This window comes from Pseudomonas fluorescens, assembly GCF_902497625.1.
GTDB classification, from domain to species: domain Bacteria; phylum Pseudomonadota; class Gammaproteobacteria; order Pseudomonadales; family Pseudomonadaceae; genus Aquipseudomonas; species Aquipseudomonas fluorescens_BQ.
In genome coordinates, this window is record NZ_CABVGX010000023.1 from 20,842 (window position 1) to 44,477 (window position 23,636).

Below are 23,636 nucleotides of genomic sequence, written 5' to 3' on the forward strand. Positions count from 1 at the left end.
CACCTCGCGTTTACCACCACGGTTTATGCATTTTGAGTCCCGGGCGTCCATCAGCTGCCCGGGATTTTTTTTTGCGCAGTATTTGTCCGGACGGAATTTTTTTTGAAATCAAGGGGTTGCCAGCTTCCGGATTTCAGTACATAATTCACGCCATCGAAAGCACTGGCAGCTGAAAAAGCTCAATGTTTTCAAGGAGTTAGATCTTGAATCTAAATCCAGATTTGTATGCGTTCGGTGTTGTGCTTCATGACACCAGATGCTTGAGGCCGAGTAGCAAAATGGTTATGCAGTGGATTGCAAATCCACCTACGCCGGTTCGATTCCGACCTCGGCCTCCACTTTAAACGAGCTCCGTAGATCTATGATTTACGGAGCTTTTTTATTGCCGAGATCCTGCAAGATTTAGTCTTGAAATGGTCGTCGGCGAACTTGCTTCACCGGGGGTGGGCGTATATATTTCCCCCTCTGCAACATAAGCGGCAGGACTGCCAGGTTTCATGGGTTAGTCTTCAACTGCTTGATCGCGCTACCGCCCGAATGGCGAAACTGGTAGACGCATGGGACTTAAAATCCCCCGCTCGTAAGGGCGTGCCGGTTCGATTCCGGCTTCGGGCACCATTTTAAATCAAGGGTTTGCTGGCGAAAGCTGATGCAAGCCCTTGTTCGTTTCTGGCTTTAGAATTTTTTGCTTTTCTGGCTCGAAGATAAACAGTGGCCAAAAAAATGGCCCGCATGCGGGCGGGCCAAGGGGGGGTTCATCAGAAGGAGTAGGTGGACTGTACTGCTTCGGTTGTGAATGCCATGTGAAATTGAAGTCAAAAAAATCCCAGCGCTCGGCTGGGTGACTTGGGTCTGTTGGTCGTTCAGGCAAGGACGCACCCGGTGACACACTGGTCGCCGTTTATGCGTCCTGATGTTGTCGAGCTGCTGCTTCGAAACAAAAAACCATGCTCATCTAAATCGCGGCAGCGGCCGGTCGACCGGTTTTAACGATGACAATGTATTGCGAATCAGCGGAGCGTCTCTTTCTACTTCGTTGAGACGATCACGGATTCTCAGCGCTGTCGGGTGGCCACCTTGATGGTCGACCCAGTCGGCGATTTCCTTGCAGGCCGCAGCCAGACGCGCCTGACGGGTATCAAGTAGAGTGAGCAGGGTGGTGATGGACTCTTTTTCGGACATGGTTAACACCTCCGTTGAAGAAATCGTGTAATGGCAACAAAAAGCCCGCCGGGAGCGAGCTTTATGCCGATGAGACGCCAGTCCTTGAGCTATCCGTCAGTATAGACCGTTGGGTCAGCCTTGCAGGATGGATACCTGCGAACGCGCATTCAACTGTTGGCATGCGCGTAGGGCTTCTTCTTCTGAATCGAATCCATCGCCGATATAGCCCAAGGTGCGCGTATCGGCAATCCGATACCAGGCTTCTGCCTCGGGTGGCGGGGGACTGGCTTCTCCGGCGCGGCGCCCATGAATGATGATCTTGTTACAGCGCTGCACAACGAAAATGTCTTCCATGTCCTCACCGAAGCGATGTGTGTCCACTTCCCACTATAGAAGTCATTCGCCGTCGTGCAAAAAATGCAGGGATCAACTCGTCGGTTCGGCGGCGGAACGCAGCACTTCCACTGCCTCGGCCGATTCCATGGCTTTCTCCAGAAACATCGCCAGGGCCACTTCTTCGGCCTTGAGCCCTTTGCGTACTCTCGGACGTGGTAACTGCTCCAAGGCTCCGGCGAGAAATCCGTCCATTACGGCAGGGTGGATATAACATTTGCGGCAGACGGCGGGGGTATTGCCCAACTGCTGCGAAACGCTCTTCACCATTTCCACCACATGCCGCTTGGCATCCGTTTCCGGTTGCCACTGCAATTTGCGCAATACCGATAAGGCCAGTGCACTGCCGGCCCAGGTGCGGTAATCCTTGGCGGTGAAATCTGCCCCGGTCAGTGTTTGCAGATAGGCATTTACATCGGAAGAGCTGACCGTGTGGCGTTCGCCATTCTCATCCAGATACTGAAACAGGTTCTGTCCCGGAATGTCCTGGCAACGTTTGACGATCCGAGCCAGACGTCGGTCTTTAACCGTGATTTCGTGCTCGACGCCGCTCTTGCCGCGAAACTGGAAGCGGATCGCGCTGCCGTTGATTTCGACGTGACGGTCGCGCAACGTTGTCAGCCCATACGAGCGATTGTCCCGGGCGTACTGCGTGTTGCCCACGCGGATCAGTGTCGCATCGAGCAAGGTAATCACCGTGGCCATGACTTTATCGCGGCTGAAGCCCGGCGCTTCCAGCAGCGCTTCGAGTTGCTTGCGCAATTTTGGCAATGCCAGCCCGAACTGGTATAGGCGCGAGTATTTGTCGGCATCGCGCACTTCGCGCCAACGCGCATGGTAACGGTATTGCTTGCGGCCGCGAGCGTCGCGCCCCGTAGCCTGCAGGTGGCCGCGAGGGTCGGCGCAGATCCACACATCGGTATAGGCCGGTGGCACAGCGAGGGCATTGATGCGTTTAACTTCGTCGGCGTCCTTAATGCGTTGACCGCTAGGATCGAAGTAGCAGAACTTGCCGCGCAATTTCTTGCGGGTGATGCCGGGCAACGTGTCGTCAACGTAATGCAGGTCGGGCGGAAGCCCGTCGAGTAGTGCGGAATCGGGCATGGCGGTAATCCTAGGCGAAGATCAGAGGGCCGATAAGCCATTGACCGCACGCCCTTGCAGTCGTGCCAGCGAATTTACGCCAGCACCGCCACCGCTTTGATCTGTGCCCAGAGCTGCTGGCCGGCGTGCACATTCAATTGATCACGAGAGTAACGGGTGATTCGTGCCAGCAGCGGTGTGCCCGCCGCCTCCAGTCGAATCAGCACATGGGCGCTATTGTCGGCGGCCAGTTCGCTGATCACCGTCACCGGCAGGCGATTGAGGATGCTGCTGTGCTCGACACTTTGCAGGCTGAGGCTGATATCACGCGCCTGGACCTTGCACCGTAGCGTCTGCCCAATGTGCATCGGCGTGTGCGCAACGCGAATGTTCAGCGCCGTGTCGGGCAGTTGCAATGTAAGCAACTGGTAATCGATGTCGTAGTCACTGACGTGACCCTCGATGACCACACCCGCGTCATCGCCCATCGCCAATGGCAAGTCCAGCCGTGCCAGGGTTTCGCCGATGGGACCGCTGGCCAGCGCTTTGCCGTCGCTCAGCAGCACAATGTGATCGGCCAGTCGCGCCACTTCATCCTGGGAATGACTGACGTACAGCACCGGGATGTCGAGCTCATCGTGCAGGCGTTGGAGATACGGCAGGATTTCACTTTTGCGCTGAGTGTCCAGCGCGGCCAATGGTTCATCCATCAACAGCAGTTCAGGGCTGGTGAGTAGCGCGCGGGCAATGCCGATACGCTGGCGCTCCCCGCCCGAGAGATTGTGCGGATATCGGTGCAACAAGTGGCCGATTCCCAACAAGTCGGTGGCATGCGCCATGTCCACCCGGCGGAGCTGTTTGGGAACCCGTTTGAAACCGAACGCCAGATTGGCCTGCACAGAAAGATGCGGGAAAAGACTCGCTTCTTGAAACACGTAACCCACAGCGCGCTTGTGAGGTGGGACGAAAACAGTGTTGTCGCTGTCCTGCCAGACCTCGCCATTGACCTGAATGAACGCGCGTTCGGCACGTTCGAGTCCGGCGATGCAGCGCAGGCAGGTGGTTTTTCCAGAGCCGGAATGGCCGTAAAGCGCCGTCACTCCACGGCCGGGCAATTGCAGGTCCACGTTCAGAGCGAACGGTGAGTAATCCACATCAAGGCGCATATGAATCATCGATCAGCTCCAGCCTGTTTTGGTTTTACGACTGGAGTAGAGCGCCAGTAGCACGACAAACGAAAACACCAGCATCGCGCCGGCCAGCCAGTGAGCCTGAGCGTATTCCATGGCTTCGACGTGATCATAGATCTGCACCGACACCACGCGGGTTTTGTCGGGGATGTTGCCGCCGATCATCAGCACTACGCCGAATTCGCCCACGGTATGCGCGAATCCGAGGATGGCAGCAGTGATAAAACCCGGACGGGCGAGTGGCAGGATGACGCTGAAAAACGTATCCCAGGGATTGGCGCGCAAGGTTGCTGCCACTTCCAGAGGGCGAGTGCCGATAGCGGAAAACGCGTTCTGCAGCGGCTGGACCACGAAGGGCATCGAGTAGATCACTGAACCAATTACCAGCCCGGTAAAGCTGAAGGTCAGCGTGCCCAGGCCCAGCGCCTGCGTGAGCTGACCGACGAACCCGTTCGGGCCCAATGCAAGTAACAGATAAAAACCGATCACAGTCGGCGGCAAGACCAAGGGCAGGGCGACTATCGCCCCGACCGGACCGCGCAACCACGACCGGGTGCGCGAGAGCCACAGGGCAATCGGTGTGCCGATGATCAGCAGGATGACCGTCGTCAGGGAGGCCAGTTTGAAGGTCAGCCAGATGGCGGAAAAATCGGCACTCGACAAGGTCATTTAGAGTTGGTAGCCGTAGGACTTGATAACCGCCGCAGCCTTCGGCCCCTTGAGGTAATCCACCAACGCCCTGGCGGCCGGGTTGTCTTTGCCTTTGTTGAGGATCACCGCATCTTGCTTGATCGGATCGTGCATGTCGGCAGGAACAATCCACGCCGAGCCACCCGTAACTTTGCCGTCTTTGTAGATCTGCGACAAGGCAACAAAGCCCAGTTGCGCGTTGCCGGTGGAAACGAACTGATAAGCCTGAGAGATGCTTTGGCCTTCGACCAGCTTGGCTTTGACCTTGTCGGTCAGGCCCAATTTTGCCAGCACTTGCGTGGCGGCCAGACCATATGGCGCGGCTTTCGGATTGGCGATGGAAAGGTGCTGGTACTGGTTATCGCTCAGGACTCTGCCTTTGGCATCGACGTAATCGTCCTTGGCTGACCACAGCGCAAGGGTGCCGGTGGCGTAGGTGAAGCGTGATCCCTTGACCGTGTCGCCCTCGGTTTCGAGTTTTTGCACGGTGTTGTCGTCGGCGGCGAGAAACACTTCGAACGGCGCGCCGTTCTTGATCTGGGTATAGAACTGACCGGTTGCGCCAAAGGAGGTGATCAGTTTGTGCCCGGTGTCTTTTTCGAACTCTGCCGCGATAGCCTGGATCGGCGCAGTGAAATTAGCTGCGACGGCGACCTGGACTTCGTCTGCGTGAGCAGTGCCGATGGCAAACACAGCAATCAGGCCTGCCAGGCATGGTGGGGCGAAGCGTGTGGCGCGCGCGATCATGAAACGGCTCCGAATCGGGAATTGAATAGTTCGCTGTATAGCGGAATATATAGCGAATATTTCCAGAAAGGAACGCGGATTTAGACGCACACCTGTAGCAGCTGCCGAAGGCTGCGTCCGGCTCAGCGGATTCTGCGACTGTTGCGTAGCCGGACGCAGCCTTCGGCAGCTGCTACAACGCAGCGTTTGGCAGCTGATACAGGGGGCGGTCGTTGGGGGAGCGCTTCCCTTGGATTATTGCGACTCGCGGTCCAGCAGCAACCGTTTGCGCTCGACACCCCAACGGTATCCCGAAAGGTTGCCGTCGCTGCGCACCACTCGGTGACAGGGGATCGCCACGGCCAGGCTATTCGCGCCGCAGGCTTGAGCAACGGCACGCACCGCTTTCGGCGAACCGATGCGCAAGGCGATGTCGGCGTAGCTGGCGGTGCTCCCCAGCGGAATTTCCCGCAGCGCCTGCCAGACACGCTCTTGAAACGCCGTGCCGCGTACGTCCAGCGGCAAATCGAGACCGAGCGCGGGCGTCTCGATAAAGCCGACCACGCGCGCGATCAACTGCTCGAAATCCTGATCGGCGCCCACCAGTGTCGCCCGGCGAAACTTGTCCTGCAGATCGCACACCAGTTGTTGCGGGTCATCACCCAGCAAGATCGCGCATACCCCGCGAGTACTTTGCGCAACGAGGATAGCGCCCAACGAACACTGGCCAACGGCGAAACGAATTTCGGTGTTTTGGCCTTCGGCACGGTAATCGCCCGGCTTCATGCCCAGCAGGTGATCCGCTGTTTCATAGAACCGGCTGTTGGAATTGAAACCGGCTTCGTACAAGGCGTCGGTGATCGAGCCACCGTCACTCAAATGTTCGCGCACCTTGCGCGAGCGATGCGCTGTGGCGTAGCCCCTGGGCGTCAATCCGGTCGTAGCTTTGAAAACGCGATGAAAATGAAAACTGCTCAAACCTGCCGCAGCCGACAATTCACCGAGGGTCGGTAGATTCTCGGCCTGTTCGATCTGGCGACAGGCAGCGGCAACGGTCGCGGCGTGCTGCGCGGCAATCTCACTCTGGTCCTTTGCCGCGCGTTTGCTTGGACGATAACCCGCGGCCTGCGCTTTCTCTGGCGTATCGAAAAACTCGACGTTGCGCGGATTCGGCAAACGCGCCAGGCTGCTGGGGCGACAGTAAACACCGGTGGTTTTCACCGCGTACACAAACTGTTCGTCCGCACGAGGATCGCGGGCGACGACGGCGGCCCAGCGTGGATCATTTTCAGTGGCGATGGGTGTGGTTTGGCGTGTCATGGCTTTATGTCCGTTGACCTGTTTGATCCAGATTAATCAGCCGGCCAACTCGCCGCACTCCAAGTCTTGCGGTCAAACTCATCCATCATCGCGCCGTGCGAAAAGTGAAGTTGATACGTTGCTCGCCCAAGCGTGGATGATGACCTGGCTTGATCGGCAATACGCCGTGATAGCGCAGGCGATCAACGCCGCCCCAGACCACGATGTCGCCATGCAACAATGGCACCCGCTGCGTTTTATCGCTGCGCTCAAAACCGCCAAACAGGAACATCGCCGGCAGGCCCAGTGATACGGAAACGATGGGCGCAGCGTAGGAAGTTTCGTCCTTGTCCTGATGCAAAGACATTTTTGCGCCAGGAACATAACGATTGATCAGGCAGGCATCCGGCAGGAAATCGCTGAAACCGCCTTCACGTGCCGCGGCTTGAGCCAACTGCATGAACACCTCTGGCATGGGCGGCCAGGCTAGGCCCGTCTGCGGATCTTCACGGGAATAACGATAGCCACTGCGGTCGGTAGTCCATCCCCAGGTGCCGCAACTGCTCATCGCCGCAGACATGGTGAAACCACCCGGAGTGATCATTTGGCGAAAAGGCGCGCCTGTCAGAACTGTTTCCAACGCAGGCAGAAGGCGTTCCAGCCACGGCAGGGCAAACCCGCGCAGAACGTAGGACTGCTCGCCAATTTTTTCATGCCGTGGCGGTTGCTCAGGCTCGGCATCCGCAAAAAGGTCGAAAGTGGTCGATGTCATGGTTCATAACGCATCGTGAAAAATGATTCCTAATGTATGACGTTTACCGCTGTGCAGGCGACTGACGCCATGCCGCATCGTCACCCGATAGTAGCCGCGAACACCTTGAACAGGTCGTTGATTGACAGCGAAGATCAAGGCATCGCCACGCTTCAGGTCGATCACTTGGGGGCGCGACTGCATGCGTGGCCGTTGTTCGGTTAGAACGAATTCTCCGCCGGTGAAGTCTTCATCTGGTGCAGAAAGGAGAATCGCCACCTGCAACGGAAATACCTGCTCGCCGTACACATCCTGGTGCAGGCAGTTGTAATCCTGCGGACCGTATTGCAGCAACAGCGGCGTGGGTCGTGCCTGACCGGCGGCATGGCAACGATGAATAAATGCCTCGTGTGCTTGAGGAAAACAGCCCGGCAAATTCATGTGCTCGTGCCAGCGGTTGGCGATAGGCACCAGCCGAGGGTAAAGCGCGCTGCGCAATTCGGCGACCAGCTGCGGTAGCGGATAGCTGAAATACTGGTACTCGCCGCGACCAAATCCGTGTCGGGCCATGATCACTCGCGAGCGAAAGCGGGCGGATTGCGGGTAGAGCGAGCGGACCGCACTGCAATCCCCGGCACTTAGCAGACACCTGATAATGGCGCAGCCATCCTGATCGAGCTGATGTTCAACTTCTGCCCAATCGATTGCTTCAAGTGAACGCGCATCAAACATTTACCGACTCCTGAATCCTTTGGATGAAGTCGTCAGTCTGGGATGTTGAATGGGTATTCGAACTCCGGCACTTGCGGTCAAACAGGGGCAGAGGCGGGACATCCTGTCCACTGGAAACCCGTGTCGGTTACAGCGCCTTGCTCACACTGATCTCGCTGATGACGTCTTCGGACTGACCGTGGATTACGTCCAGTACGACTTTGGCTTCTTCTTCAGTACCGTTTTCAAGCTGGGCAAATTCGAAGCGGCGCTCGCCGTTGAGTTTGTATTTGATGACGTATTTGGTCGTATGGGCCACGGTCATTCCTGTTTGCGTTGTCATCGGATAGCACTCAGCTCAGTTTAGTGGTTGAGCGGCGGATGATCTTGATCGAGTGGGTCAGCGTTGGCTTGCGGGTCACGCTGATCGGCCGGCGATTGACCGTGTCGATGGTGATGTTCCAAAAACCGGTACTCGGTGCAGTAATTCGCGCCGGGAAGGTGTCGAACGCTCCGCCATGATAAGTATGGCGGCCACCGTTTTTGAAACTGCGGAAGTTGGCGTCGTTCATCAAGCGGATGTTGCAGGTTTGTGAGCACTGAATGACGACGATGTCGTCCTCGTTGAGGTGCTCGCGCTGGTGAATAAATTTCATGAGGCGCCTCCAGAAGGGCTTTTTCTACAAAATCAAAACGATAGCATGGGCGATTGGCGCAGTTTATCAGCCCGAACAGGTTATTATCCTGCCGTCGTGTCTCGCGTTGACAATTAAAAACAGATATTCGGAATTCTATGAGCGATAAAAGCAGTGAGCCTCGGAGAAAACCAGCGTTGTTGCTGTCGGAGGGTGTTTATCGGAGGTTTTCTATGATGAGGGGTGCCTGGGCCTTGCCGATGGCGTTACTGATGAGTGGCTGCGCGAGCGTCACGGAGATCAACGAAACGCTGCCGACCATGAACGTCATTTCGGGCAAGAAGCCCCATGAGTACGCGCAGTGCTTGAGCGAGAAACTGGCCGGTAGCCGCGGTGCTTTGCAGGTTGAATCGCATAAGGATGGCGTGCGGGTCATCGTGCCGCAGAAGTTTTCGTCGAGCCCCGCTGCGGTGTTTGATATCGAAGAACGTTCCGGAGGCAGCGGCATCAAGCTGCACGAGCGGATCTCCAATGTACCGTTCCGGCCCAAGGATGTACCCAACGCGGCGACTGCGTGCATCTCTGGCTGATAAACTGTTCACGATCAACATTGATGCCGTCAAAGTCACGCTTTGGCGGCATTGTCATTTCTGGAGTCGACATGAAGCGAGAACAGGTACGGGAGCAACATGTGCAAGGGCACGTCTGCGCAACTCATGTGATCCAGAATCCGGCAACGCCGGAAGAATGGATCGTATTCTTCAAGAAGAGCGCAGGGCGCAGTTTTTTTCTGGTCGACGACAACGATGAGGTCGAATCCTTCGGGCGTCTCGACGATTTGATCGAGACGGTGCGCGGCCTCGGAATCAAATTCGCCGAAATTCACATGTAGGGTGAGGGCGCCCTACTTGCAGACCACCACGACGCTGCGGTTTTTGTAGTTGCCGACATCGACACCCAGGGTCTTTTCGCTTTCCTTGGTGGATGGCGTTCCATCGGTGCCGACGATGCGGTAACCCGTGCCGGCGCATGATGCGTCGGCTTTCTCATAGCAGGCCGCCCAGGAATTGGCTTCGCCGGAGCAGTCGATGGTCAGGCCGGTTTGGCCATTGTCCAGGTAAGTCTTTTCAGAAGTTGCACAGCCGCTCAGGGCCAGTATTGCAAACAGTGGCAAAAATTTAGTCATGTTGTGGTCGTCGTCAATGTTGATGGGCTAAGCCTGTGACAGCGCTGCTGTCAAAAGGTTATAGCGAAAGGCCACTTCGTTTCGGAATTTCGTAAAAAAGCCCTGCGCGGGGCAGGGCTTGATGGTGCAGGGCAATGCGGAATCAGGACTTGTCCTTGCCGCGCCGTTTGGGCGCAGGGTGTTCCAGCTCCAGGACGGAGGCCACCTCAATGGCCAGTGCCTCGGTCGGGAACGGCCCGGCAATATCTTCACCGCTAACGCCCGCCACCCACCACTGCCCATCTTTTGCCTGATTGATCAGGAACCCATTGACGCTTTTTGCTTCCGACATCATCTGCCTCGTTGGCTGGTTCAATTGCGCAATGATAGCGCCAAATGCGCGCAACCGGTGTTGATGCGCGTATGGTGGTGCGGATGCATTCTTCGTGAAACCGCCGGTGCAGGCTGGAATCTCTGCTATCTATAAGAGACGGCGAAAGTGATGCGGAACTATATGCGGAACTATCAGCCTGAATATTTCTCTATGATGGCATCGGTTAGCCAGTGCGGGGCATTGTAAGGTGCACGCCGCCTGATTAGACTGCGCCGAAACTCGTACACACAGCCCTTTCAAGGACTCATATGATCAAGAAATGCTTGTTCCCAGCAGCCGGTTACGGTACTCGCTTCCTGCCAGCGACTAAAGCCATGCCCAAAGAAATGCTGCCGGTGGTAAACAAGCCACTGATCCAGTACGGGGTTGAAGAAGCGCTGGACGCCGGACTGACCGAGATCTCTATCGTTACCGGTCGTGGCAAGCGTGCCCTGGAAGACCATTTCGACATCAGCTACGAACTTGAAAACCAGATCAAAGGCACTGACAAGGAAAAATACCTGGTCGGCATCCGCAAGTTGCTGGACGAGTGCTCGTTCTCCTACACCCGCCAGACCGAAATGAAAGGCCTGGGCCACGCAATCCTGACCGGTCGCCCGTTGATCGGCGACGAACCCTTCGCGGTCGTGCTGGCAGACGACTTGTGCGTCAACCTTGAAGGCGACGGCGTGCTGACCCAGATGGTCAAACTGTACGAACAGTACCGTTGCACCATCGTCGCGATCCAGGAAGTGGATCCGATGGAAACCAACAAGTACGGCGTGATCGCCGGCGAGCTGATTGCCGATGACCTGTACCGCGTGCGCAACATGGTTGAAAAGCCGGCGCCGGAAGATGCCCCGTCGAACCTGGCGATCATCGGTCGCTACATTCTGACCCCGGACATTTTTGACCTGATCAAACAAACCGAGCCAGGCAAAGGCGGCGAGATCCAGATCACCGACGCCCTGATGAAGCAGGCTAAAAACGGCTGCGTGATTGCCTACAAATTCAAAGGCAAGCGCTTTGACTGCGGCGGCGCTGAAGGCTACATCGAAGCAACCAACTTCTGCTTTGAGAACTTCTACAAGACTGGCAAGGCTTACTGATAGCGTTGACTTGTCGTTACTAAAAAGCCACCTTCGGGTGGTTTTTTCGTTTTCCGCCCCTACATAACTCGCGGCGCTTGCCCAACCAACGGCTGCAGGTATGCTGTTGGCCTGCCGAGGAGATCCAAGATGGCTTACGATTTTGACCTTTATGTAATAGGCGCCGGTTCCGGTGGTGTGCGGGCTGCGCGGTTTGCAGCGGGGTTCGGCGCGAAAGTGGCCGTGGCCGAGAGCCGTTATCTGGGCGGTACCTGTGTGAATGTCGGCTGCGTGCCGAAGAAATTGCTGGTCTACGGCGCGCACTTCGCCGAAGATTTCGAGCAGTCTGCCGGCTTCGGCTGGACGTTGGGCGAGGCGCAATTTGATTGGGCAACACTGATTGCAAACAAGGATCGAGAGATCAATCGCCTTAACGGCATCTACCGCAATCTGCTGGTCAACAGTGGCGTCACGCTGCACGAAGGCCACGCCAAGATCGTAGATCCGCATACGGTCGAGATCAATGGCGAGCGCTACAGCGCTAAACACATTCTGGTCGCCGTCGGCGGCTGGCCGCAGATTCCGGAGTTTCCCGGGCACGAACTGGCGATCAGTTCCAATCAGGCGTTTTTCCTCAAAGAGCTGCCCAAGCGAGTGCTGGTCGTCGGTGGTGGCTATATCGCAGTCGAGTTCGCCGGGATTTTCCACGGCCTTGGCGCCAGGACGACGCTGCTCTATCGCGGCGATCTGTTCCTGCGCGGTTTCGACGGTGCGGTGCGCAAGCATCTGCAGGAAGAACTCACCAAGAGCGGCATGGACCTGCAATTCAACGCCGACATCGAGCGCATTGAAAAACTCGCCGATGGCAGTCTGAAAGCGACGCTGAAGGACGGTCGTGCGCTGGAAGCCGATTGTGTGTTCTACGCCACCGGGCGGCGCCCGATGCTGGACAACCTCGGGCTGGAAAACACCGGCGTCAAACTCGACAAGAAAGGCTTCATCGAAGTTGACGAGCAGTATCAGACCGCCGAGCCGTCGATTCTGGCTTTGGGCGATGTGATTGGTCGCGTACAGCTCACGCCTGTTGCGCTGGCCGAAGGCATGGCCGTGGCGCGTCGCTTGTTCAAGCCTGAGCAATATCGGCCAGTCGATTACAAGATGATCGCGACAGCGGTGTTCAGTCAGCCAAGCATTGGCACTGTCGGTCTGACCGAGGAAGAGGCGCGCGAAGCCGGCCATGATGTGGTGATCTTCGAGAGCCGCTTCCGTCCGATGAAGCTGACCCTGACCGATTGCCAGGAGCGCACGTTGATGAAGCTCGTGGTCGACGGCAAAAGCGACAAGGTGCTGGGCTGTCATATGGTCGGGCCGGATGCCGGCGAAATCGTTCAGGGTCTGGCCATCGCTCTGAAGGCAGGCGCGACCAAGCGCGACTTCGACGACACCATCGGCGTGCATCCGACGTCGGCCGAAGAGTTCGTGACGATGCGCACGCCTGTCGCCGGTTAATCGTCCTTGGCGGCGTCTGCCGCTGTCGCAACGACAGCGGCCAGGCGCACGCTTTCATCGAGGCTCGCCTGAGTCTTGAGTAACGTGACCTCCAGCGTTTTATTGATCTGCGACTGCTCCTCGACGTTTTGCTTGAGCGACTGGCTTTCCAGCATCGCCGCGCGCAAGCGTTCCTGGAGGAGGGTGCGCTCGCCGTCGATGCGGTTGACCTGTTCCAGCAATTGATCCTGGCGGGTATGCGTTTGCTTGAGTTGCTCCTGCATCAGGCTCAGTTCGCGCAACGTGCCGCGGTTCTCGGTCAGCAGGCGCTCGTTGTCGCGGTGCAGCTGGGTGATCTCGTCCTGCTTGATCAGCGCGCTTTGCTGGGCCTGACGCAACTCCATCTGAATCTGCTGCACTTGGCCCTCGTGGCGGCGTTGCTCCTGTTCACGTTGTTCTTTGACCGCGTTGCGATAGTGCTCCAGCGCATCGCGGGCGTGCAGATGCTTTTCTTCCAGCGAGCGGATCTGCTCGTCTTTGTCCTGCAAGCGTAATTCGAAATCCGCCAGCGCCTGGTTCAACCCGGCGTTGCGCGTCTGCTCGCTTTGCAGCAGCGAGAGGGTGTCTTGCAGCGTGTCGGATTCCTGGGTCAGTGCCAGGGTTTGCAGTTCGTATTGCTGCTGCAACTCCTCATTTGCCTCCTGCGCATCTGTCAGCTGGCTGGCGAGGTGTTTACGTTGCTGCTCGAACTGTTCGCGCGCCTGATCGATTGGTTCCTGGGCCTGCTCTTTGAGGCGCTGGGCAAGGCGCGCAACAAGTGCCGCCAGCTCGTCATCCAGGGGTTCGGAGGAGGGCGCGTCGGGTTCTACACCGTCGTCCAGCTCCTTCAAGTAACGATGAATGGTGGTCTTGGAGCCGGTATTTCCCATCTCGATTCGTACCGCGTCGATGCTCGGGTGTTCGCCTCGGGCCAGAATTGCCGACCGCGCTGTTTGAACCACTGCTTTGTTGATACCGCCGCGAGCCATGTGCTCTCCTTCGATTCCGTACTGTGGTATGTACCACTAAAACTGCACTGTACCATGCGCTGAGAATTCAAAAAATATCTATGTTTCTAATACGGGATATACTGGTATTACCCAAGGTGAGGCTGTTAATCGGCCTCCGAATGCTGTGCTGCATGTACACGAACTTCACAAGGCCAATTTCATGAGCGATCTGGATCGGTATCTGCAAGCCGCCACGCGCGATAACACGCGGCGCAGTTATCGTGCGGCGATTGAACACTTCGAAGTGACATGGGGCGGTTTTCTCCCGGCCACCGCCGACAGCGTTGCGCGTTACCTGGTTGCGTATGCAGCAGAGCTGTCGATAAACACCTTGAAGTTGCGTCTGTCAGCGCTGGCTCAATGGCACAGCAGCCAGGGCTTTGCCGACCCGACCAAGGCGCCTGTGGTGCGCAAGGTGTTCAAAGGCATTCGCGCGCTGCACCCGGCGCAGGAAAAGCAGGCCGAACCATTGCAGCTCCAGCATCTGGAGCAGGTAGTGGCCGCGCTGGCGCTGGAAGCCGAAGTTGCAAGATCCAAAAACGATCAGCCAGCACTCCTGCGCGCCCGGCGTGACACGGCCCTGATCCTGTTAGGCTTCTGGCGTGGTTTCCGCAGCGACGAGCTGTGCCGCGTGCACATCGAGCATGTGCGCGCGGTCGATGGTTCGGGCATCACGCTGTACCTTCCGCGCAGCAAGAGTGATCGCGAAAACCTCGGCAAGACTTACCAGACCCCGGCGCTGCAACGGTTATGCCCGGTGCAGGCATATTGCGCCTGGATTAGCGAAGCAGCGTTGGTTCGCGGGCCGGTGTTTCGCGGTATCGATCGTTGGGGCAATTTGAGCGAGGAGGGGTTGCACGCCAACAGCATCATCCCGTTACTGCGCAACGCACTGGAGCGTGCCGGCATCGCCGCCGAGCATTACACCAGTCACTCCTTGCGACGGGGATTTGCCAGTTGGGCTCATCAGAGCGGCTGGGACCTCAAATCGTTGATGAGCTATGTCGGCTGGAAGGACCTTAAGTCGGCGATGCGCTACATCGAAGCGAGTCCATTCCTTGGCATGGCGCGGGTGGGGGAAAAGGTCATGCCAGGCTAGAGACGCTTTTCTTCTATTAATATGCTCCGCAATAGCGAAAACCCATCAGCAGCATCAAGTTTGCCAATGAGCCATTCGTCCACCGAGTCGGTAGAGTTCACTCCATCAAGTTCTTAACCCCTGACGGAGAGTCACTGATGCCTATCATCAACAGCCAAGTTAAACCGTTCAAAGCCGACGCCTTCAAAAACGGCGACTTCGTGAAAGTCTCCGACGCTGACCTGAAAGGCAAATGGTCTGTCGTGTTCTTCTACCCAGCCGACTTCACTTTCGTTTGCCCGACTGAACTGGAAGACCTGGCTGACAACTACGCCGAGTTCGAAAAACTGGGCGTCGAAATCTACAGCGTTTCTACCGATACCCACTTTGCCCACGCTGCCTGGCACAACACTTCGCCAGCCATCGGCAAAATCCAGTACACCATGATCGGCGACCCGACCCACGTCATCTCCCGCAACTTCGACGTTCTGATCGAAGAAGCTGGTCTGGCTGACCGTGGCACTTTCGTGATCAACCCTGAAGGTCAGGTCAAAATCGTTGAACTGAACGATGGCGGCGTTGGCCGTGACGCTTCCGAGCTGCTGCGCAAAATCAAGGCTGCTCAGTACGTCGCTGCTCACCCAGGCCAGGTCTGCCCAGCCAAGTGGAAAGAGGGCGAGGCCACTCTGGCTCCGTCCCTGGACCTGGTCGGCAAGATCTAAGTCTGTGACACGCTGCATCAGGGCGGAACTCCGCACCTACTAAGTAAGCTGCACCGCCCTCAAAAAACGCCCGGGCGAGATTCGCTCGGGCGTTTTTTTATGTCTATGTCAAAAGGAAATCGCCCGTATGTTGGACGCCACTCTTAAAGCCCAGTTGAAATCGTACCTGGAACGGGTCACCCAACCGATCGAGATCGTTGCCTCACTCGACGACGGTGCGAAATCCCGGGAAATGCTCGAACTGCTGAAAGACGTTGCCAGTCTTTCCACTCAAATTACTTTGCTCGATGACGGTGACGATAATCGTAAGCCATCGTTCTCGATCAATCGCCCCGGTGCCGATATCAGCCTGCGTTTCGCCGGCATCCCGATGGGTCACGAATTCACTTCGCTGGTGCTGGCCTTGCTGCAAGTTGGCGGCCACCCATCGAAAGCCAGTGCCGAAGTGATCGAGCAGATTCGCTCGCTCAAAGGCGAGTTCAGCTTCGAGACCTACTTCTCGCTGTCCTGCCAGAATTGCCCGGACGTGGTCCAGGCGCTGAACCTGATGGCCGTGCTCAACCCGAACATCCGCCACGTCGCCATTGACGGTGCGCTGTTCCAGGCTGAAGTAGACGAGCGCCAGGTCATGGCGGTGCCAAGTATTTACCTCAATGGCGTCAACTTTGGCCAGGGCCGTATGGGCCTGGAAGAAATTCTCGCCAGGATCGACACCAGCGGCATCGAACGTCAGGCCGAGAAAATCAGCGCCAAAGAAGCTTTTGATGTGCTCGTGGTTGGCGGTGGTCCGGCAGGTGCCTCGGCAGCCATCTATGCAGCGCGTAAAGGCATTCGCACCGGCGTTGCGGCTGAGCGTTTTGGCGGGCAGGTGCTGGACACCATGGCCATCGAAAACTTCATCTCCGTGCAGGAAACCGAAGGACCGAAACTGGCCAGCGCGCTGGAAGAACACGTCAAGCAATACGACGTCGACATCATGAATCTGCAGCGTGCCACCGCGCTGATCCCGGCTAAAAATCCCGGCGAGCTGCACGAAGTGCGTTTCGAAAGCGGCGCGACGTTGAAAACCAAGTCACTGATTCTGGCGACCGGTGCTCGCTGGCGCGAAATGGGTGTGCCGGGTGAACAGCAATACAAAGCCAAAGGCGTGTGCTTCTGCCCGCACTGCGATGGTCCGCTGTTCAAAGGCAAGCGCGTTGCGGTGATCGGCGGCGGTAACTCCGGCGTTGAAGCTGCAATCGACCTGGCCGGTATTGTCAGCCACGTTACGTTGCTGGAGTTCGACAGCAAGTTGCGTGCGGATGCGGTCCTGCAGCGCAAGTTGTTCAGTCTGCCGAACGTTGACGTGATCACCAGTGCGTTGACCAGTGAAGTGAAAGGTGACGGTCAGAAGGTCAACGGTCTGGTTTACAAGGATCGCGATTCGGGTGAGTTCACTACGATCAACCTGGAAGGCATCTTCGTACAGATCGGATTGCTGCCTAACACTGACTGGCTTAAGGGCACCATCGAGCTGTCGCCTCGCGGCGAGATCATTGTTGACGCTCGCGGTGAGACATCGATGCCCGGCGTGTTTGCCGCCGGCGATGTGACCACCGTGCCGTACAAGCAAATCGTGATTGCGGTGGGCGAGGGTGCAAAAGCTTCCCTGAGCGCATTCGATCACCTGATCCGGACCTCGGCCCCGGCATAAACGCTGGCGCTGAAAACATAAAACCCCATGAGCGATCATGGGGTTTTTTGTGTCATGCGTCCTGTGTGTGGGGCATGCATCTGTAGGAGCAAGCCTTGCGCACACAGGCTTGCGCGCAGAATACGATTGGAATTACATCGCTGCAGGCTGAATGATCTCGACCCAGTAAGCATCCGGGTCCTTGATGAACGCCAGGCTTTTCATGCGGCCATCATTGAGGCGCTTCTGGAAGTCGCAGCCCAGCGCCTCGAAGCGCTCGCATGCAGCAACGATGTCCGGAACCGAGATGCAAATATGGCCGAATCCGCGTGGGTCGGTGTTGCCGTTATGGTAGGCAAAGTCCGCGTCGTTTTCAGTGCCGTGGTTGTGCGTCAACTCGAGAATGCCTGGGATCGACTTCATCCATTCAGTGCGAGCCGTTGAGTCGGCTGGAATCTGGTTTTTATCGACCAGTGCAAGGAAGTACAGGCTGAATTCGGCTTCCGGGAAATCGCGTTTTTCCACTAGAGAAAAACCGAGCACGCGGGTGTAGAAATCCAGTGACTTGGTGATGTCCTTGACCCGCAGCATGGTGTGGTTGAACACGAATTGCCGGGTGGCAGTGTCAGGTTGGGCGGTAACGCCCGGGACATTGTTCAGTTCTTGCAGGCTCATGGGCGCTCCGGGAAATAGTTGGGGCTGACGATGCGCCAATGATACGCAAGGGCGCCAGCATCACCAAATCCAAACCCTCAGCTATTGCCTGTGCACCGTACGAGGCTCAGACTTTGACGGTCAATTCTCGAGTGCTCCTCGCAATGATCCGATTCCATCAAACTCTGTTTGCACTGACTTGTCTGTTGTCCGGGATCGCGTGTGCCCATGCCGACACGCCGGTGATCGATTGGCCAAACGGCTGGGAAGTCGAAGCAGTACCTCAGGATGACGGCCTGCCCGAAGTGTCCCGCCAACGCGCGGTCAAGAACGACGCGTCAGGCACGCCGGTGGTTGTGATGGAGCTGACCATGACGCCGGTAGCAAGCGACCATCAAGTGAATCTTCAAGGGGTGTTGCTGGAGATGCGCAAGTCGGTGCAGAAGGATTTCTTCAAAAGTGGCTATCAGAGTGTTTGCAACAAGATTCACCCGGCCACCCTGAGTCGACTGGCAGCCCTGGAAACTACCTGCACCATTACGCAGAACGGGCGACATGTGCTCTCGCAAACATTGGTCGCGGCAGTGAATGCCAATGCAGCTTATGTTCTATCCTATGCCGGGCAGGCCGAGGCTTACAAGGCGAGTCAAGTCGAAATAGAGGCTACACGTAACAGCTTGAAACTTTAATGGTGTCCACTAATCAGTACGCTCTTGATTTTCTGAACGTCTTGCAAGTTCCTACGCATTTCATGAATTCGAGGCAGTTGGCCGCCTATGCAAGATGTTCACAAATAAAGCCCTGTAATGAACAGGGCTCTTCTGAGTAACTGAAGAGGTTCAACCACGCAACCACGAATCTACGGTAGAAGCGCCGTATTTTTCTTTCCAGGCTTTGAGGCCTCGATGATTGCCGCCCTTGGTTTCTATCAGCTCTCCGGTATGCGGGTTCTGATAAACCTTGACCACCCGCGCGCGGCGGGTTTTCGGCGCGGCAGTCTGCAGCAATCCCGACTTGGTCGGGTTGGGGTCGAGAATGGCAACGATGTCGCGCAGGTTCTTGCCATAGGTCTTCATCAGTCCCTGAAGCTTTTCTTCAAATTCGATTTCTTTCTTGAGCCCGGCATCGTTCTTCAGGGATTCCAGCTGCTTGAGCTGCTCTTGAAGGGCCTTTTCAGCTGCACGAAATTCAGCGAGTCTGGACAATATCTTTACTCCAATAGTGTGTTTGGGCTGATACCAACCGCCAACAAAGCTATAAGTCGACAGCCTTGACGCGACCCGGTGATATATGGCTCGTCCGCCATTTACGGCGGACACCAAAAATTGTAGTAGTTAATCAGCAAAGAGTAAATATCGATCTTTTCTGCATGTAACAAGTGTAGTGTTGTGATTGATTTTGCTTTGGTGAGTCGTTGTTGCCACGCCATATACTTGGTGTTAATGATTACTTAATGCGCTAATGAAATCCGCACCGGACATCGGACGTCCATACAGATAACCTTGCAGAAAGTTAACGCCATGGGCTGTGAGGTACGCACTTTGCGCCTGGGTCTCTACACCTTCTGCGACGATGCCGAGATCGAGCTTGGCCGATAGCTCAATGATGGTCTCCAGAATATGCCCTGAGAGCGCGTCGGCGCCGATCATGGCCACGAAACTTTGGTCAATCTTCAGAAAATCCACGTTGAACTCGCGCAAATAGCCAAGGCTGGAGTGGCCGGTGCCGAAGTCATCAATGGCAATCATGACGCCCAGTTCGTGAAGGCGCTCGAACAGCTCATGAGTGATAGCGGTCGGCTCGATGAGTTCGCGCTCGGTCAGTTCCAGCACCAGGATGATCGCGCCGGGCTCGAATGCAGCAAGGAATGCCCGGCAATCGCTGACCAGTTCCAGGTCCTTGCAATGGCTGGCGGTGATATTGATGCCCACATGAAACGGTCCGTTGAATAAAGCCTGCGCCGGGGCGAGGATGCGCGCCGTTTGCTGCATCAATGAGCGGGTCATCGGTACGATAAGGCCGGAGTGTTCGGCAAACGGAATAAACAGGTCCGGTCGCACCAGGCCTTCGCTCGGGTGATCCCAGCGCATCAGCACCTCGGCTCCTGACCACTGTTTGCTGTCGCCACGCACCACCGGTTGGAAATATGGAATGAATTCCGCGGCTTCCAGGGCGCGCTGCATTTCGTGGCTGGGAGACGTGGAGCGCTTTTGCAGGAAGTGCCCAATCGACCCGGACACGATGCCGAAGAACATCAACAAGCTGAACAGCGGCGGATACTCGCTGCTCATGTAGCGCCATGTTTCGCCTTCGGGAAAACCGGCCACCACGGTGAAGGCATAACGCGAGGAGGTGAGTTTGCTTTCGGCCACCGGCAGATCGGGGAGGGCGTCGCTGTGCACCTTGCCGTCGGCAGACAGCCAGTTCGGACCGATCTGCAACAGCAGGGAAGTCGTGCGGCCAATCAATCGCAGGACATTGCTCAGGTGATAGCCATCCAGTGTAGTCAATGCGCCCTGTTTGCCTTCGCTCAGCCGATACACCAGCAGGGACGTATTGGGCGTGACCGGGTTGCCGTTCATCAGCCATAACTTGCCCTCTGTGTAATCACCGGCGTTGACCGGCTCTTGATAGTCACCGAACAGCGAGCTGCAATAAAGGTCGTTGTCCCACACCAGATTGGTCGAGCGCACGAATGGCCGGCGAGTTACCTGCTCGCGCAGGGCGAGTTTCACCTCTTCGCAACGCTGGCCAGCCAGCGGCAGTAATTCCCGCGCCGCCTGAGCGGTATTATCGAGCATCAATTCAAATTGACGAACGGCCCCTTCAGCGGTGTGCTCGGTGCTTTGTTGGAGAGTACGCTGAGCTTGCATGTAAAGGATGGCGACCCCGAGTGCCATAGGGATCAGGCCGCTCATGACAGTGATGACGATGCGCGCGCTGCGGTTGCGGCGGGATTTAACGCTCAATGGCATTTGCAAAACCTGTGGCGAAATAGAGGGCTCTCAAATGCAGGCAGCTAAGGCGTGCCGCACAAAAAGTTCGATCAGCAGGCCATGATAGTTGGCCTGAGTGGTCTGCGCCGCTTCCATCGTGAATTATCCGGTGTGAGGACGCCTTGCGCTGGCCACGCAATAATGGATTTCATATAGAAGACGGACAAATCCATTTACGCTGTGTAGAATCCGGTTACGCATATAAGAATAATCGTCTTCTGCCAGCAGAAGCCTCGCCCGCATCAGCCTTGGGTCGACAATGAAGAGTTTCGGGTTTCAATTGATCTACGGTGACTTCCTCGCCCGCAGCGTGCGGGGCATCTCCTGTGCGCCACCGGCCGGTCTCAGCATTCCTCGCCAATAACGATCCGTTAATGACAAGACAATGATGAGGCGCCAAACCATGGCAGATTTATACGAAAACCCGATGGGCCTGATGGGCTTTGAATTCATCGAATTCGCATCGCCAACCCCAAACACGCTGGAGCCGATCTTTGAGATCATGGGCTTCACCAAAGTCGCGACCCACCGCTCCAAAGCCGTGCACCTGTATCGTCAGGGCGCGATCAATCTGATTCTCAACAACGAACCCAATAGCGTCGCTTCGTACTTCGCCGCCGAGCACGGTCCGTCGGTGTGCGGCATGGCGTTTCGCGTCAAGGATTCGCAGCAGGCTTACAAACGTGCGCTGGAACTTGGCGCTCAGCCGATCCACATTGAAACCGGTCCGATGGAGCTGCACCTGCCGGCGATCAAAGGCATTGGCGGAGCGCCGCTTTACCTGATCGACCGTTTCGGTGAGGGCAGCTCGATTTACGATATCGACTTCGTTTACCTCGAAGGCGTTGACCGCAACCCGGTGGGTGCAGGGCTGAAAATCATCGATCACCTGACCCACAACGTCTATCGCGGGCGCATGGCGTATTGGGCGAATTTCTACGAGAAGTTGTTCAACTTCCGTGAGATCCGCTACTTCGACATCAAAGGCGAATATACCGGCCTGACCTCCAAAGCGATGACCGCGCCGGACGGCATGATTCGCATCCCGTTGAACGAAGAGTCTTCAAAAGGCGCGGGGCAGATCGAAGAGTTCCTGATGCAGTTCAACGGCGAGGGCATTCAACACGTGGCCTTCCTCGCCGATGATCTGGTGAAAACCTGGGACCACCTGAAAAGCATCGGTATGCGTTTCATGACCGCGCCGCCGGATACTTACTACGAAATGCTCGAAGGCCGTCTGCCGAATCACGGCGAGCCGGTTGACGAACTGCAATCGCGCGGCATCCTGCTGGATGGTTCTTCGGAGTCGGGCGATCGTCGTCTGCTGTTGCAAATCTTCTCGGAAACCCTGATGGGGCCGGTGTTCTTCGAATTCATTCAGCGCAAAGGCGACGATGGGTTCGGCGAAGGCAACTTCAAGGCCCTGTTCGAGTCGATCGAGCGGGACCAGGTTCGTCGAGGTGTGCTTTCCACCGACTGAGCCGGTGTAGCGATAAGAATGTGGGAGCGAGGCTAGCTCCCACATTGTTTTTGTGTGGCGTTTACGGTCGCCGCTGTCGCATCAGGTGCTTGAACCCCTCGAACACCAGCACCAGCACGGCCATCCAGATCGGGATGTAGGTCAGCCATTCGCCCGCCTTGATGCTTTCCCCGAGCAAGAGCGCCACGCACAGCAACAACACCGGTTCGACGTAGCTCAGCAGGCCGAACAGGCTGAACGGCAACAGCCGGCTGGCGATGATGTAAATCACCAGCGCCGAGGCACTGATGACACCCAGCAGCGGGATCAGCAGTGACAGCCATGGGTATTGATCGAACACCGCAAAACCTTGCTCGCCGGTCTGCACGAACCAGAACGCGACGGGCAGCGTCAGGGCCATGTCCAGCCATAAGCCGCCCAGATTGTCCGTCGCCAGGCGTTTGCGCAGGATGAAATAGGCGGGATAACCGACGCACACCAGCAGCGTCGCCCATGAGAACCCACCGACCTGGTAAATCTCGTTGATGACACCGAGGCAGGCGAGAAATACCGCGATCTTCTGCAGGTACGACAGGCGCTCGCCGTAGGCGAAGCGTCCGGTCAGGACCATGGTCAGCGGCAACAGGAAATAACCCAGCGATACATCAAGGCTGTAGCCGTTGAGCGGCGCCCACATGAACAGCCAGAGTTGCACACCGAGCAGAGCAGAAGAAGCGATCAGACCAGCGCTCAGTTTCGGTTTGGCACTCACATGCCTGACAATCTCGACCACCCGTTCCCATTCGCCGGACACCAGCATGAACACCGTCATGCAGGGCACTGTCAGGAGCATTCGCCAGCCAAAAATTTCTACACCGCTCAGCGGCGTGAGCAGGGAGGTGTAGTAGTACATGACGGCAAACAGCACCGAGGCTGACACCGATAGAGCAATACCTTTAGACAAACTGTCCTCGCGAAGTCAAAGGTGAAACGGGGGCGGAGGATACGTGGTTTTCGAACTCAATATTGACTCATCAATCAACATCGATCCAATCATTGCACGATCTGACTTGCCAGCGGAGCCGGTGAGCCGGTACCGACGATGGCAACTGGCCCGCCGCCGCTCAACTCGACAGGAGATCATAGTCGATGCACGGTGGGTTCATCGCCGTCAAACCTTGTGGGAACGTGGCTTGCGCGCGATGCAGGCACCGCGGTGCATCAATCACACCGCGTTGATGCCATCGCGG

27 protein-coding genes and 2 tRNA genes are annotated in these 23,636 nt (G+C 56.8%); 11 read left to right on the top strand and 18 right to left on the bottom strand.

The window, feature by feature from the left end:
- Nucleotides 1-264 precede the first annotated feature (264 nt).
- Nucleotides 265-338, top strand: a tRNA-Cys gene (locus F8N12_RS15405).
- 193 nt (nucleotides 339-531) lie between these two features.
- Nucleotides 532-618 (top strand) — tRNA-Leu (locus tag F8N12_RS15410).
- 333 nt (nucleotides 619-951) lie between these two features.
- Here the strand turns inward: F8N12_RS15410 and F8N12_RS15415 are convergent.
- The 11 genes from F8N12_RS15415 to F8N12_RS15465 all read right to left on the bottom strand — a co-directional run bounded on the left by F8N12_RS15415 (nucleotide 952) and on the right by F8N12_RS15465 (nucleotide 8,663).
- Entirely contained in the window at nucleotides 952-1,182 is a 231-nt protein-coding gene (locus F8N12_RS15415; RefSeq protein ID WP_028620024.1) for a hypothetical protein, read from the bottom strand.
- A 114-nt stretch (nucleotides 1,183-1,296) separates the two neighbouring features.
- On the bottom strand, nucleotides 1,297-1,518 hold the full coding sequence (locus tag F8N12_RS15420) for a hypothetical protein (protein WP_150581197.1): 222 nt from the start codon (nucleotides 1,516-1,518) through the stop codon (nucleotides 1,297-1,299).
- A gap of 72 nt (nucleotides 1,519-1,590) precedes the next feature.
- A complete protein-coding gene (locus tag F8N12_RS15425) occupies nucleotides 1,591-2,661 on the bottom strand; it encodes a DNA topoisomerase IB (protein WP_150581198.1) in 1,071 nt (356 codons plus the stop codon).
- A gap of 74 nt (nucleotides 2,662-2,735) precedes the next feature.
- Entirely contained in the window at nucleotides 2,736-3,815 is a 1,080-nt protein-coding gene (modC, locus tag F8N12_RS15430) for a molybdenum ABC transporter ATP-binding protein (protein ID WP_150581199.1), read from the bottom strand.
- Between the two features lie 3 nt (nucleotides 3,816-3,818).
- The gene (modB, locus tag F8N12_RS15435) at nucleotides 3,819-4,499 is read right to left on the bottom strand and encodes a molybdate ABC transporter permease subunit (protein WP_150581200.1); all 681 of its coding nucleotides are present in this window, start codon (nucleotides 4,497-4,499) and stop codon (nucleotides 3,819-3,821) included.
- On the bottom strand, nucleotides 4,500-5,267 hold the full coding sequence (modA, locus tag F8N12_RS15440) for a molybdate ABC transporter substrate-binding protein (RefSeq protein WP_150581201.1): 768 nt from the start codon (nucleotides 5,265-5,267) through the stop codon (nucleotides 4,500-4,502).
- Between the two features lie 234 nt (nucleotides 5,268-5,501).
- Nucleotides 5,502-6,566 (bottom strand): bifunctional DNA-binding transcriptional regulator/O6-methylguanine-DNA methyltransferase Ada, encoded by a 1,065-nt coding sequence (ada, locus tag F8N12_RS15445; protein WP_150581202.1) that lies wholly within the window; start codon nucleotides 6,564-6,566, stop codon nucleotides 5,502-5,504.
- An 85-nt stretch (nucleotides 6,567-6,651) separates the two neighbouring features.
- Complete coding sequence (alkB, locus tag F8N12_RS15450; protein ID WP_150581203.1) at nucleotides 6,652-7,317, bottom strand: DNA oxidative demethylase AlkB; 666 nt, start codon at nucleotides 7,315-7,317, stop codon at nucleotides 6,652-6,654.
- 3 nt (nucleotides 7,318-7,320) lie between these two features.
- Nucleotides 7,321-8,028, bottom strand: coding sequence for a 2OG-Fe(II) oxygenase (locus F8N12_RS15455; protein ID WP_150581204.1), 708 nt, complete (start codon nucleotides 8,026-8,028; stop codon nucleotides 7,321-7,323).
- A gap of 127 nt (nucleotides 8,029-8,155) precedes the next feature.
- Nucleotides 8,156-8,326, bottom strand: a complete 171-nt coding sequence (locus F8N12_RS15460) for a hypothetical protein (protein ID WP_191623173.1) — start codon at nucleotides 8,324-8,326, stop codon at nucleotides 8,156-8,158.
- A gap of 34 nt (nucleotides 8,327-8,360) precedes the next feature.
- Complete coding sequence (locus tag F8N12_RS15465; protein WP_150581206.1) at nucleotides 8,361-8,663, bottom strand: DUF1883 domain-containing protein; 303 nt, start codon at nucleotides 8,661-8,663, stop codon at nucleotides 8,361-8,363.
- A gap of 212 nt (nucleotides 8,664-8,875) precedes the next feature.
- Here F8N12_RS15465 and F8N12_RS15470 point away from each other — a divergent pair, with 212 nt between their 5' ends.
- Both F8N12_RS15470 and F8N12_RS15475 read left to right on the top strand, forming a co-directional pair.
- Nucleotides 8,876-9,232 (top strand): hypothetical protein, encoded by a 357-nt coding sequence (locus F8N12_RS15470; RefSeq protein WP_150581207.1) that lies wholly within the window; start codon nucleotides 8,876-8,878, stop codon nucleotides 9,230-9,232.
- 71 nt (nucleotides 9,233-9,303) lie between these two features.
- Nucleotides 9,304-9,534, top strand: a complete 231-nt coding sequence (locus F8N12_RS15475; RefSeq protein WP_150581208.1) for a hypothetical protein — start codon at nucleotides 9,304-9,306, stop codon at nucleotides 9,532-9,534.
- 12 nt (nucleotides 9,535-9,546) lie between these two features.
- Here the strand turns inward: F8N12_RS15475 and F8N12_RS15480 are convergent, their stop codons facing one another.
- Nucleotides 9,547-9,828 carry a hypothetical protein gene (locus F8N12_RS15480; RefSeq protein ID WP_150581209.1) on the bottom strand — a complete coding sequence of 94 codons (282 nt, stop codon included), beginning with the start codon at nucleotides 9,826-9,828 and terminating at the stop codon, nucleotides 9,547-9,549.
- Nucleotides 9,829-9,970: 142 nt separating this feature from the next.
- On the bottom strand, nucleotides 9,971-10,159 hold the full coding sequence (locus F8N12_RS15485; protein WP_150581210.1) for a hypothetical protein: 189 nt from the start codon (nucleotides 10,157-10,159) through the stop codon (nucleotides 9,971-9,973).
- 290 nt (nucleotides 10,160-10,449) lie between these two features.
- Between F8N12_RS15485 and galU the strand changes: the two genes are divergently transcribed.
- Both galU and gorA read left to right on the top strand, forming a co-directional pair.
- On the top strand, nucleotides 10,450-11,289 hold the full coding sequence (gene galU, locus F8N12_RS15490) for a UTP--glucose-1-phosphate uridylyltransferase GalU (RefSeq protein ID WP_150581211.1): 840 nt from the start codon (nucleotides 10,450-10,452) through the stop codon (nucleotides 11,287-11,289).
- Nucleotides 11,290-11,418: 129 nt separating this feature from the next.
- A complete protein-coding gene (gene gorA / locus F8N12_RS15495; protein ID WP_150581212.1) occupies nucleotides 11,419-12,777 on the top strand; it encodes a glutathione-disulfide reductase in 1,359 nt (452 codons plus the stop codon).
- Here gorA and F8N12_RS15500 read toward each other — a convergent pair.
- Nucleotides 12,774-13,784: a DNA-binding protein gene (locus F8N12_RS15500; protein ID WP_150581213.1), complete on the bottom strand. Its 1,011-nt coding sequence runs from the start codon at nucleotides 13,782-13,784 to the stop codon at nucleotides 12,774-12,776. The genes gorA and F8N12_RS15500 overlap by 4 nt on opposite strands.
- A 181-nt stretch (nucleotides 13,785-13,965) precedes the next feature.
- Between F8N12_RS15500 and F8N12_RS15505 the strand changes: the two genes are divergently transcribed.
- The 3 genes from F8N12_RS15505 (at nucleotide 13,966) to ahpF (ending at nucleotide 17,298) form a co-directional block, all read left to right on the top strand.
- Entirely contained in the window at nucleotides 13,966-14,904 is a 939-nt protein-coding gene (locus F8N12_RS15505) for a site-specific integrase (RefSeq protein ID WP_150581214.1), read from the top strand.
- 137 nt (nucleotides 14,905-15,041) lie between these two features.
- Complete coding sequence (ahpC, locus tag F8N12_RS15510; protein WP_028620043.1) at nucleotides 15,042-15,605, top strand: alkyl hydroperoxide reductase subunit C; 564 nt, start codon at nucleotides 15,042-15,044, stop codon at nucleotides 15,603-15,605.
- 127 nt (nucleotides 15,606-15,732) lie between these two features.
- Nucleotides 15,733-17,298, top strand: coding sequence for an alkyl hydroperoxide reductase subunit F (ahpF, locus tag F8N12_RS15515; protein WP_150581215.1), 1,566 nt, complete (start codon nucleotides 15,733-15,735; stop codon nucleotides 17,296-17,298).
- Between the two features lie 132 nt (nucleotides 17,299-17,430).
- Here ahpF and gloA read toward each other — a convergent pair whose 3' ends face one another.
- Entirely contained in the window at nucleotides 17,431-17,952 is a 522-nt protein-coding gene (gene gloA / locus F8N12_RS15520) for a lactoylglutathione lyase (protein WP_150581216.1), read from the bottom strand.
- 143 nt (nucleotides 17,953-18,095) lie between these two features.
- On the opposite strand from gloA, the gene F8N12_RS15525 reads away from it, so the two are divergent.
- Nucleotides 18,096-18,620, top strand: coding sequence for a DUF4946 domain-containing protein (locus F8N12_RS15525; protein ID WP_150581217.1), 525 nt, complete (start codon nucleotides 18,096-18,098; stop codon nucleotides 18,618-18,620).
- 150 nt (nucleotides 18,621-18,770) lie between these two features.
- Here the strand turns inward: F8N12_RS15525 and F8N12_RS15530 are convergent, their stop codons facing one another.
- Together F8N12_RS15530 and F8N12_RS15535 are read right to left on the bottom strand one after the other, a co-directional pair.
- Entirely contained in the window at nucleotides 18,771-19,136 is a 366-nt protein-coding gene (locus tag F8N12_RS15530; protein ID WP_150581218.1) for a histone-like nucleoid-structuring protein, MvaT/MvaU family, read from the bottom strand.
- 234 nt (nucleotides 19,137-19,370) lie between these two features.
- Nucleotides 19,371-20,906: an EAL domain-containing protein gene (locus F8N12_RS15535; protein WP_150581219.1), complete on the bottom strand. Its 1,536-nt coding sequence runs from the start codon at nucleotides 20,904-20,906 to the stop codon at nucleotides 19,371-19,373.
- Nucleotides 20,907-21,330: 424 nt separating this feature from the next.
- Here F8N12_RS15535 and hppD point away from each other — a divergent pair, with 424 nt between their 5' ends.
- Nucleotides 21,331-22,407, top strand: coding sequence for a 4-hydroxyphenylpyruvate dioxygenase (gene hppD, locus F8N12_RS15540; RefSeq protein ID WP_150581220.1), 1,077 nt, complete (start codon nucleotides 21,331-21,333; stop codon nucleotides 22,405-22,407).
- Between the two features lie 61 nt (nucleotides 22,408-22,468).
- Here the strand turns inward: hppD and rarD are convergent, their stop codons facing one another.
- A complete protein-coding gene (rarD, locus tag F8N12_RS15545) occupies nucleotides 22,469-23,350 on the bottom strand; it encodes an EamA family transporter RarD (protein WP_150581221.1) in 882 nt (293 codons plus the stop codon).
- Nucleotides 23,351-23,636 lie beyond the last annotated feature (286 nt).

Coding starts and splice junctions, on each gene's coding strand:
- F8N12_RS15415 (WP_028620024.1), bottom strand. CDS start 1,182: ATGTCCGAAAAAGAGTCCATCACCACCCTGCTCACTCTACTTGATACC.
- F8N12_RS15420 (WP_150581197.1), bottom strand. CDS start 1,518: ATGGAAGACATTTTCGTTGTGCAGCGCTGTAACAAGATCATCATTCAT.
- F8N12_RS15425 (WP_150581198.1), bottom strand. CDS start 2,661: ATGCCCGATTCCGCACTACTCGACGGGCTTCCGCCCGACCTGCATTAC.
- modC (WP_150581199.1), bottom strand. CDS start 3,815: ATGATTCATATGCGCCTTGATGTGGATTACTCACCGTTCGCTCTGAAC.
- modB (WP_150581200.1), bottom strand. CDS start 4,499: ATGACCTTGTCGAGTGCCGATTTTTCCGCCATCTGGCTGACCTTCAAA.
- modA (WP_150581201.1), bottom strand. CDS start 5,267: ATGATCGCGCGCGCCACACGCTTCGCCCCACCATGCCTGGCAGGCCTG.
- ada (WP_150581202.1), bottom strand. CDS start 6,566: ATGACACGCCAAACCACACCCATCGCCACTGAAAATGATCCACGCTGG.
- alkB (WP_150581203.1), bottom strand. CDS start 7,317: ATGACATCGACCACTTTCGACCTTTTTGCGGATGCCGAGCCTGAGCAA.
- F8N12_RS15455 (WP_150581204.1), bottom strand. CDS start 8,028: ATGTTTGATGCGCGTTCACTTGAAGCAATCGATTGGGCAGAAGTTGAA.
- F8N12_RS15465 (WP_150581206.1), bottom strand. CDS start 8,663: ATGAAATTTATTCACCAGCGCGAGCACCTCAACGAGGACGACATCGTC.
- F8N12_RS15470 (WP_150581207.1), top strand. CDS start 8,876: ATGATGAGGGGTGCCTGGGCCTTGCCGATGGCGTTACTGATGAGTGGC.
- F8N12_RS15475 (WP_150581208.1), top strand. CDS start 9,304: ATGAAGCGAGAACAGGTACGGGAGCAACATGTGCAAGGGCACGTCTGC.
- F8N12_RS15480 (WP_150581209.1), bottom strand. CDS start 9,828: ATGACTAAATTTTTGCCACTGTTTGCAATACTGGCCCTGAGCGGCTGT.
- F8N12_RS15485 (WP_150581210.1), bottom strand. CDS start 10,159: ATGTCGGAAGCAAAAAGCGTCAATGGGTTCCTGATCAATCAGGCAAAA.
- galU (WP_150581211.1), top strand. CDS start 10,450: ATGATCAAGAAATGCTTGTTCCCAGCAGCCGGTTACGGTACTCGCTTC.
- gorA (WP_150581212.1), top strand. CDS start 11,419: ATGGCTTACGATTTTGACCTTTATGTAATAGGCGCCGGTTCCGGTGGT.
- F8N12_RS15500 (WP_150581213.1), bottom strand. CDS start 13,784: ATGGCTCGCGGCGGTATCAACAAAGCAGTGGTTCAAACAGCGCGGTCG.
- F8N12_RS15505 (WP_150581214.1), top strand. CDS start 13,966: ATGAGCGATCTGGATCGGTATCTGCAAGCCGCCACGCGCGATAACACG.
- ahpC (WP_028620043.1), top strand. CDS start 15,042: ATGCCTATCATCAACAGCCAAGTTAAACCGTTCAAAGCCGACGCCTTC.
- ahpF (WP_150581215.1), top strand. CDS start 15,733: ATGTTGGACGCCACTCTTAAAGCCCAGTTGAAATCGTACCTGGAACGG.
- gloA (WP_150581216.1), bottom strand. CDS start 17,952: ATGAGCCTGCAAGAACTGAACAATGTCCCGGGCGTTACCGCCCAACCT.
- F8N12_RS15525 (WP_150581217.1), top strand. CDS start 18,096: ATGATCCGATTCCATCAAACTCTGTTTGCACTGACTTGTCTGTTGTCC.
- F8N12_RS15535 (WP_150581219.1), bottom strand. CDS start 20,906: ATGCCATTGAGCGTTAAATCCCGCCGCAACCGCAGCGCGCGCATCGTC.
- hppD (WP_150581220.1), top strand. CDS start 21,331: ATGGCAGATTTATACGAAAACCCGATGGGCCTGATGGGCTTTGAATTC.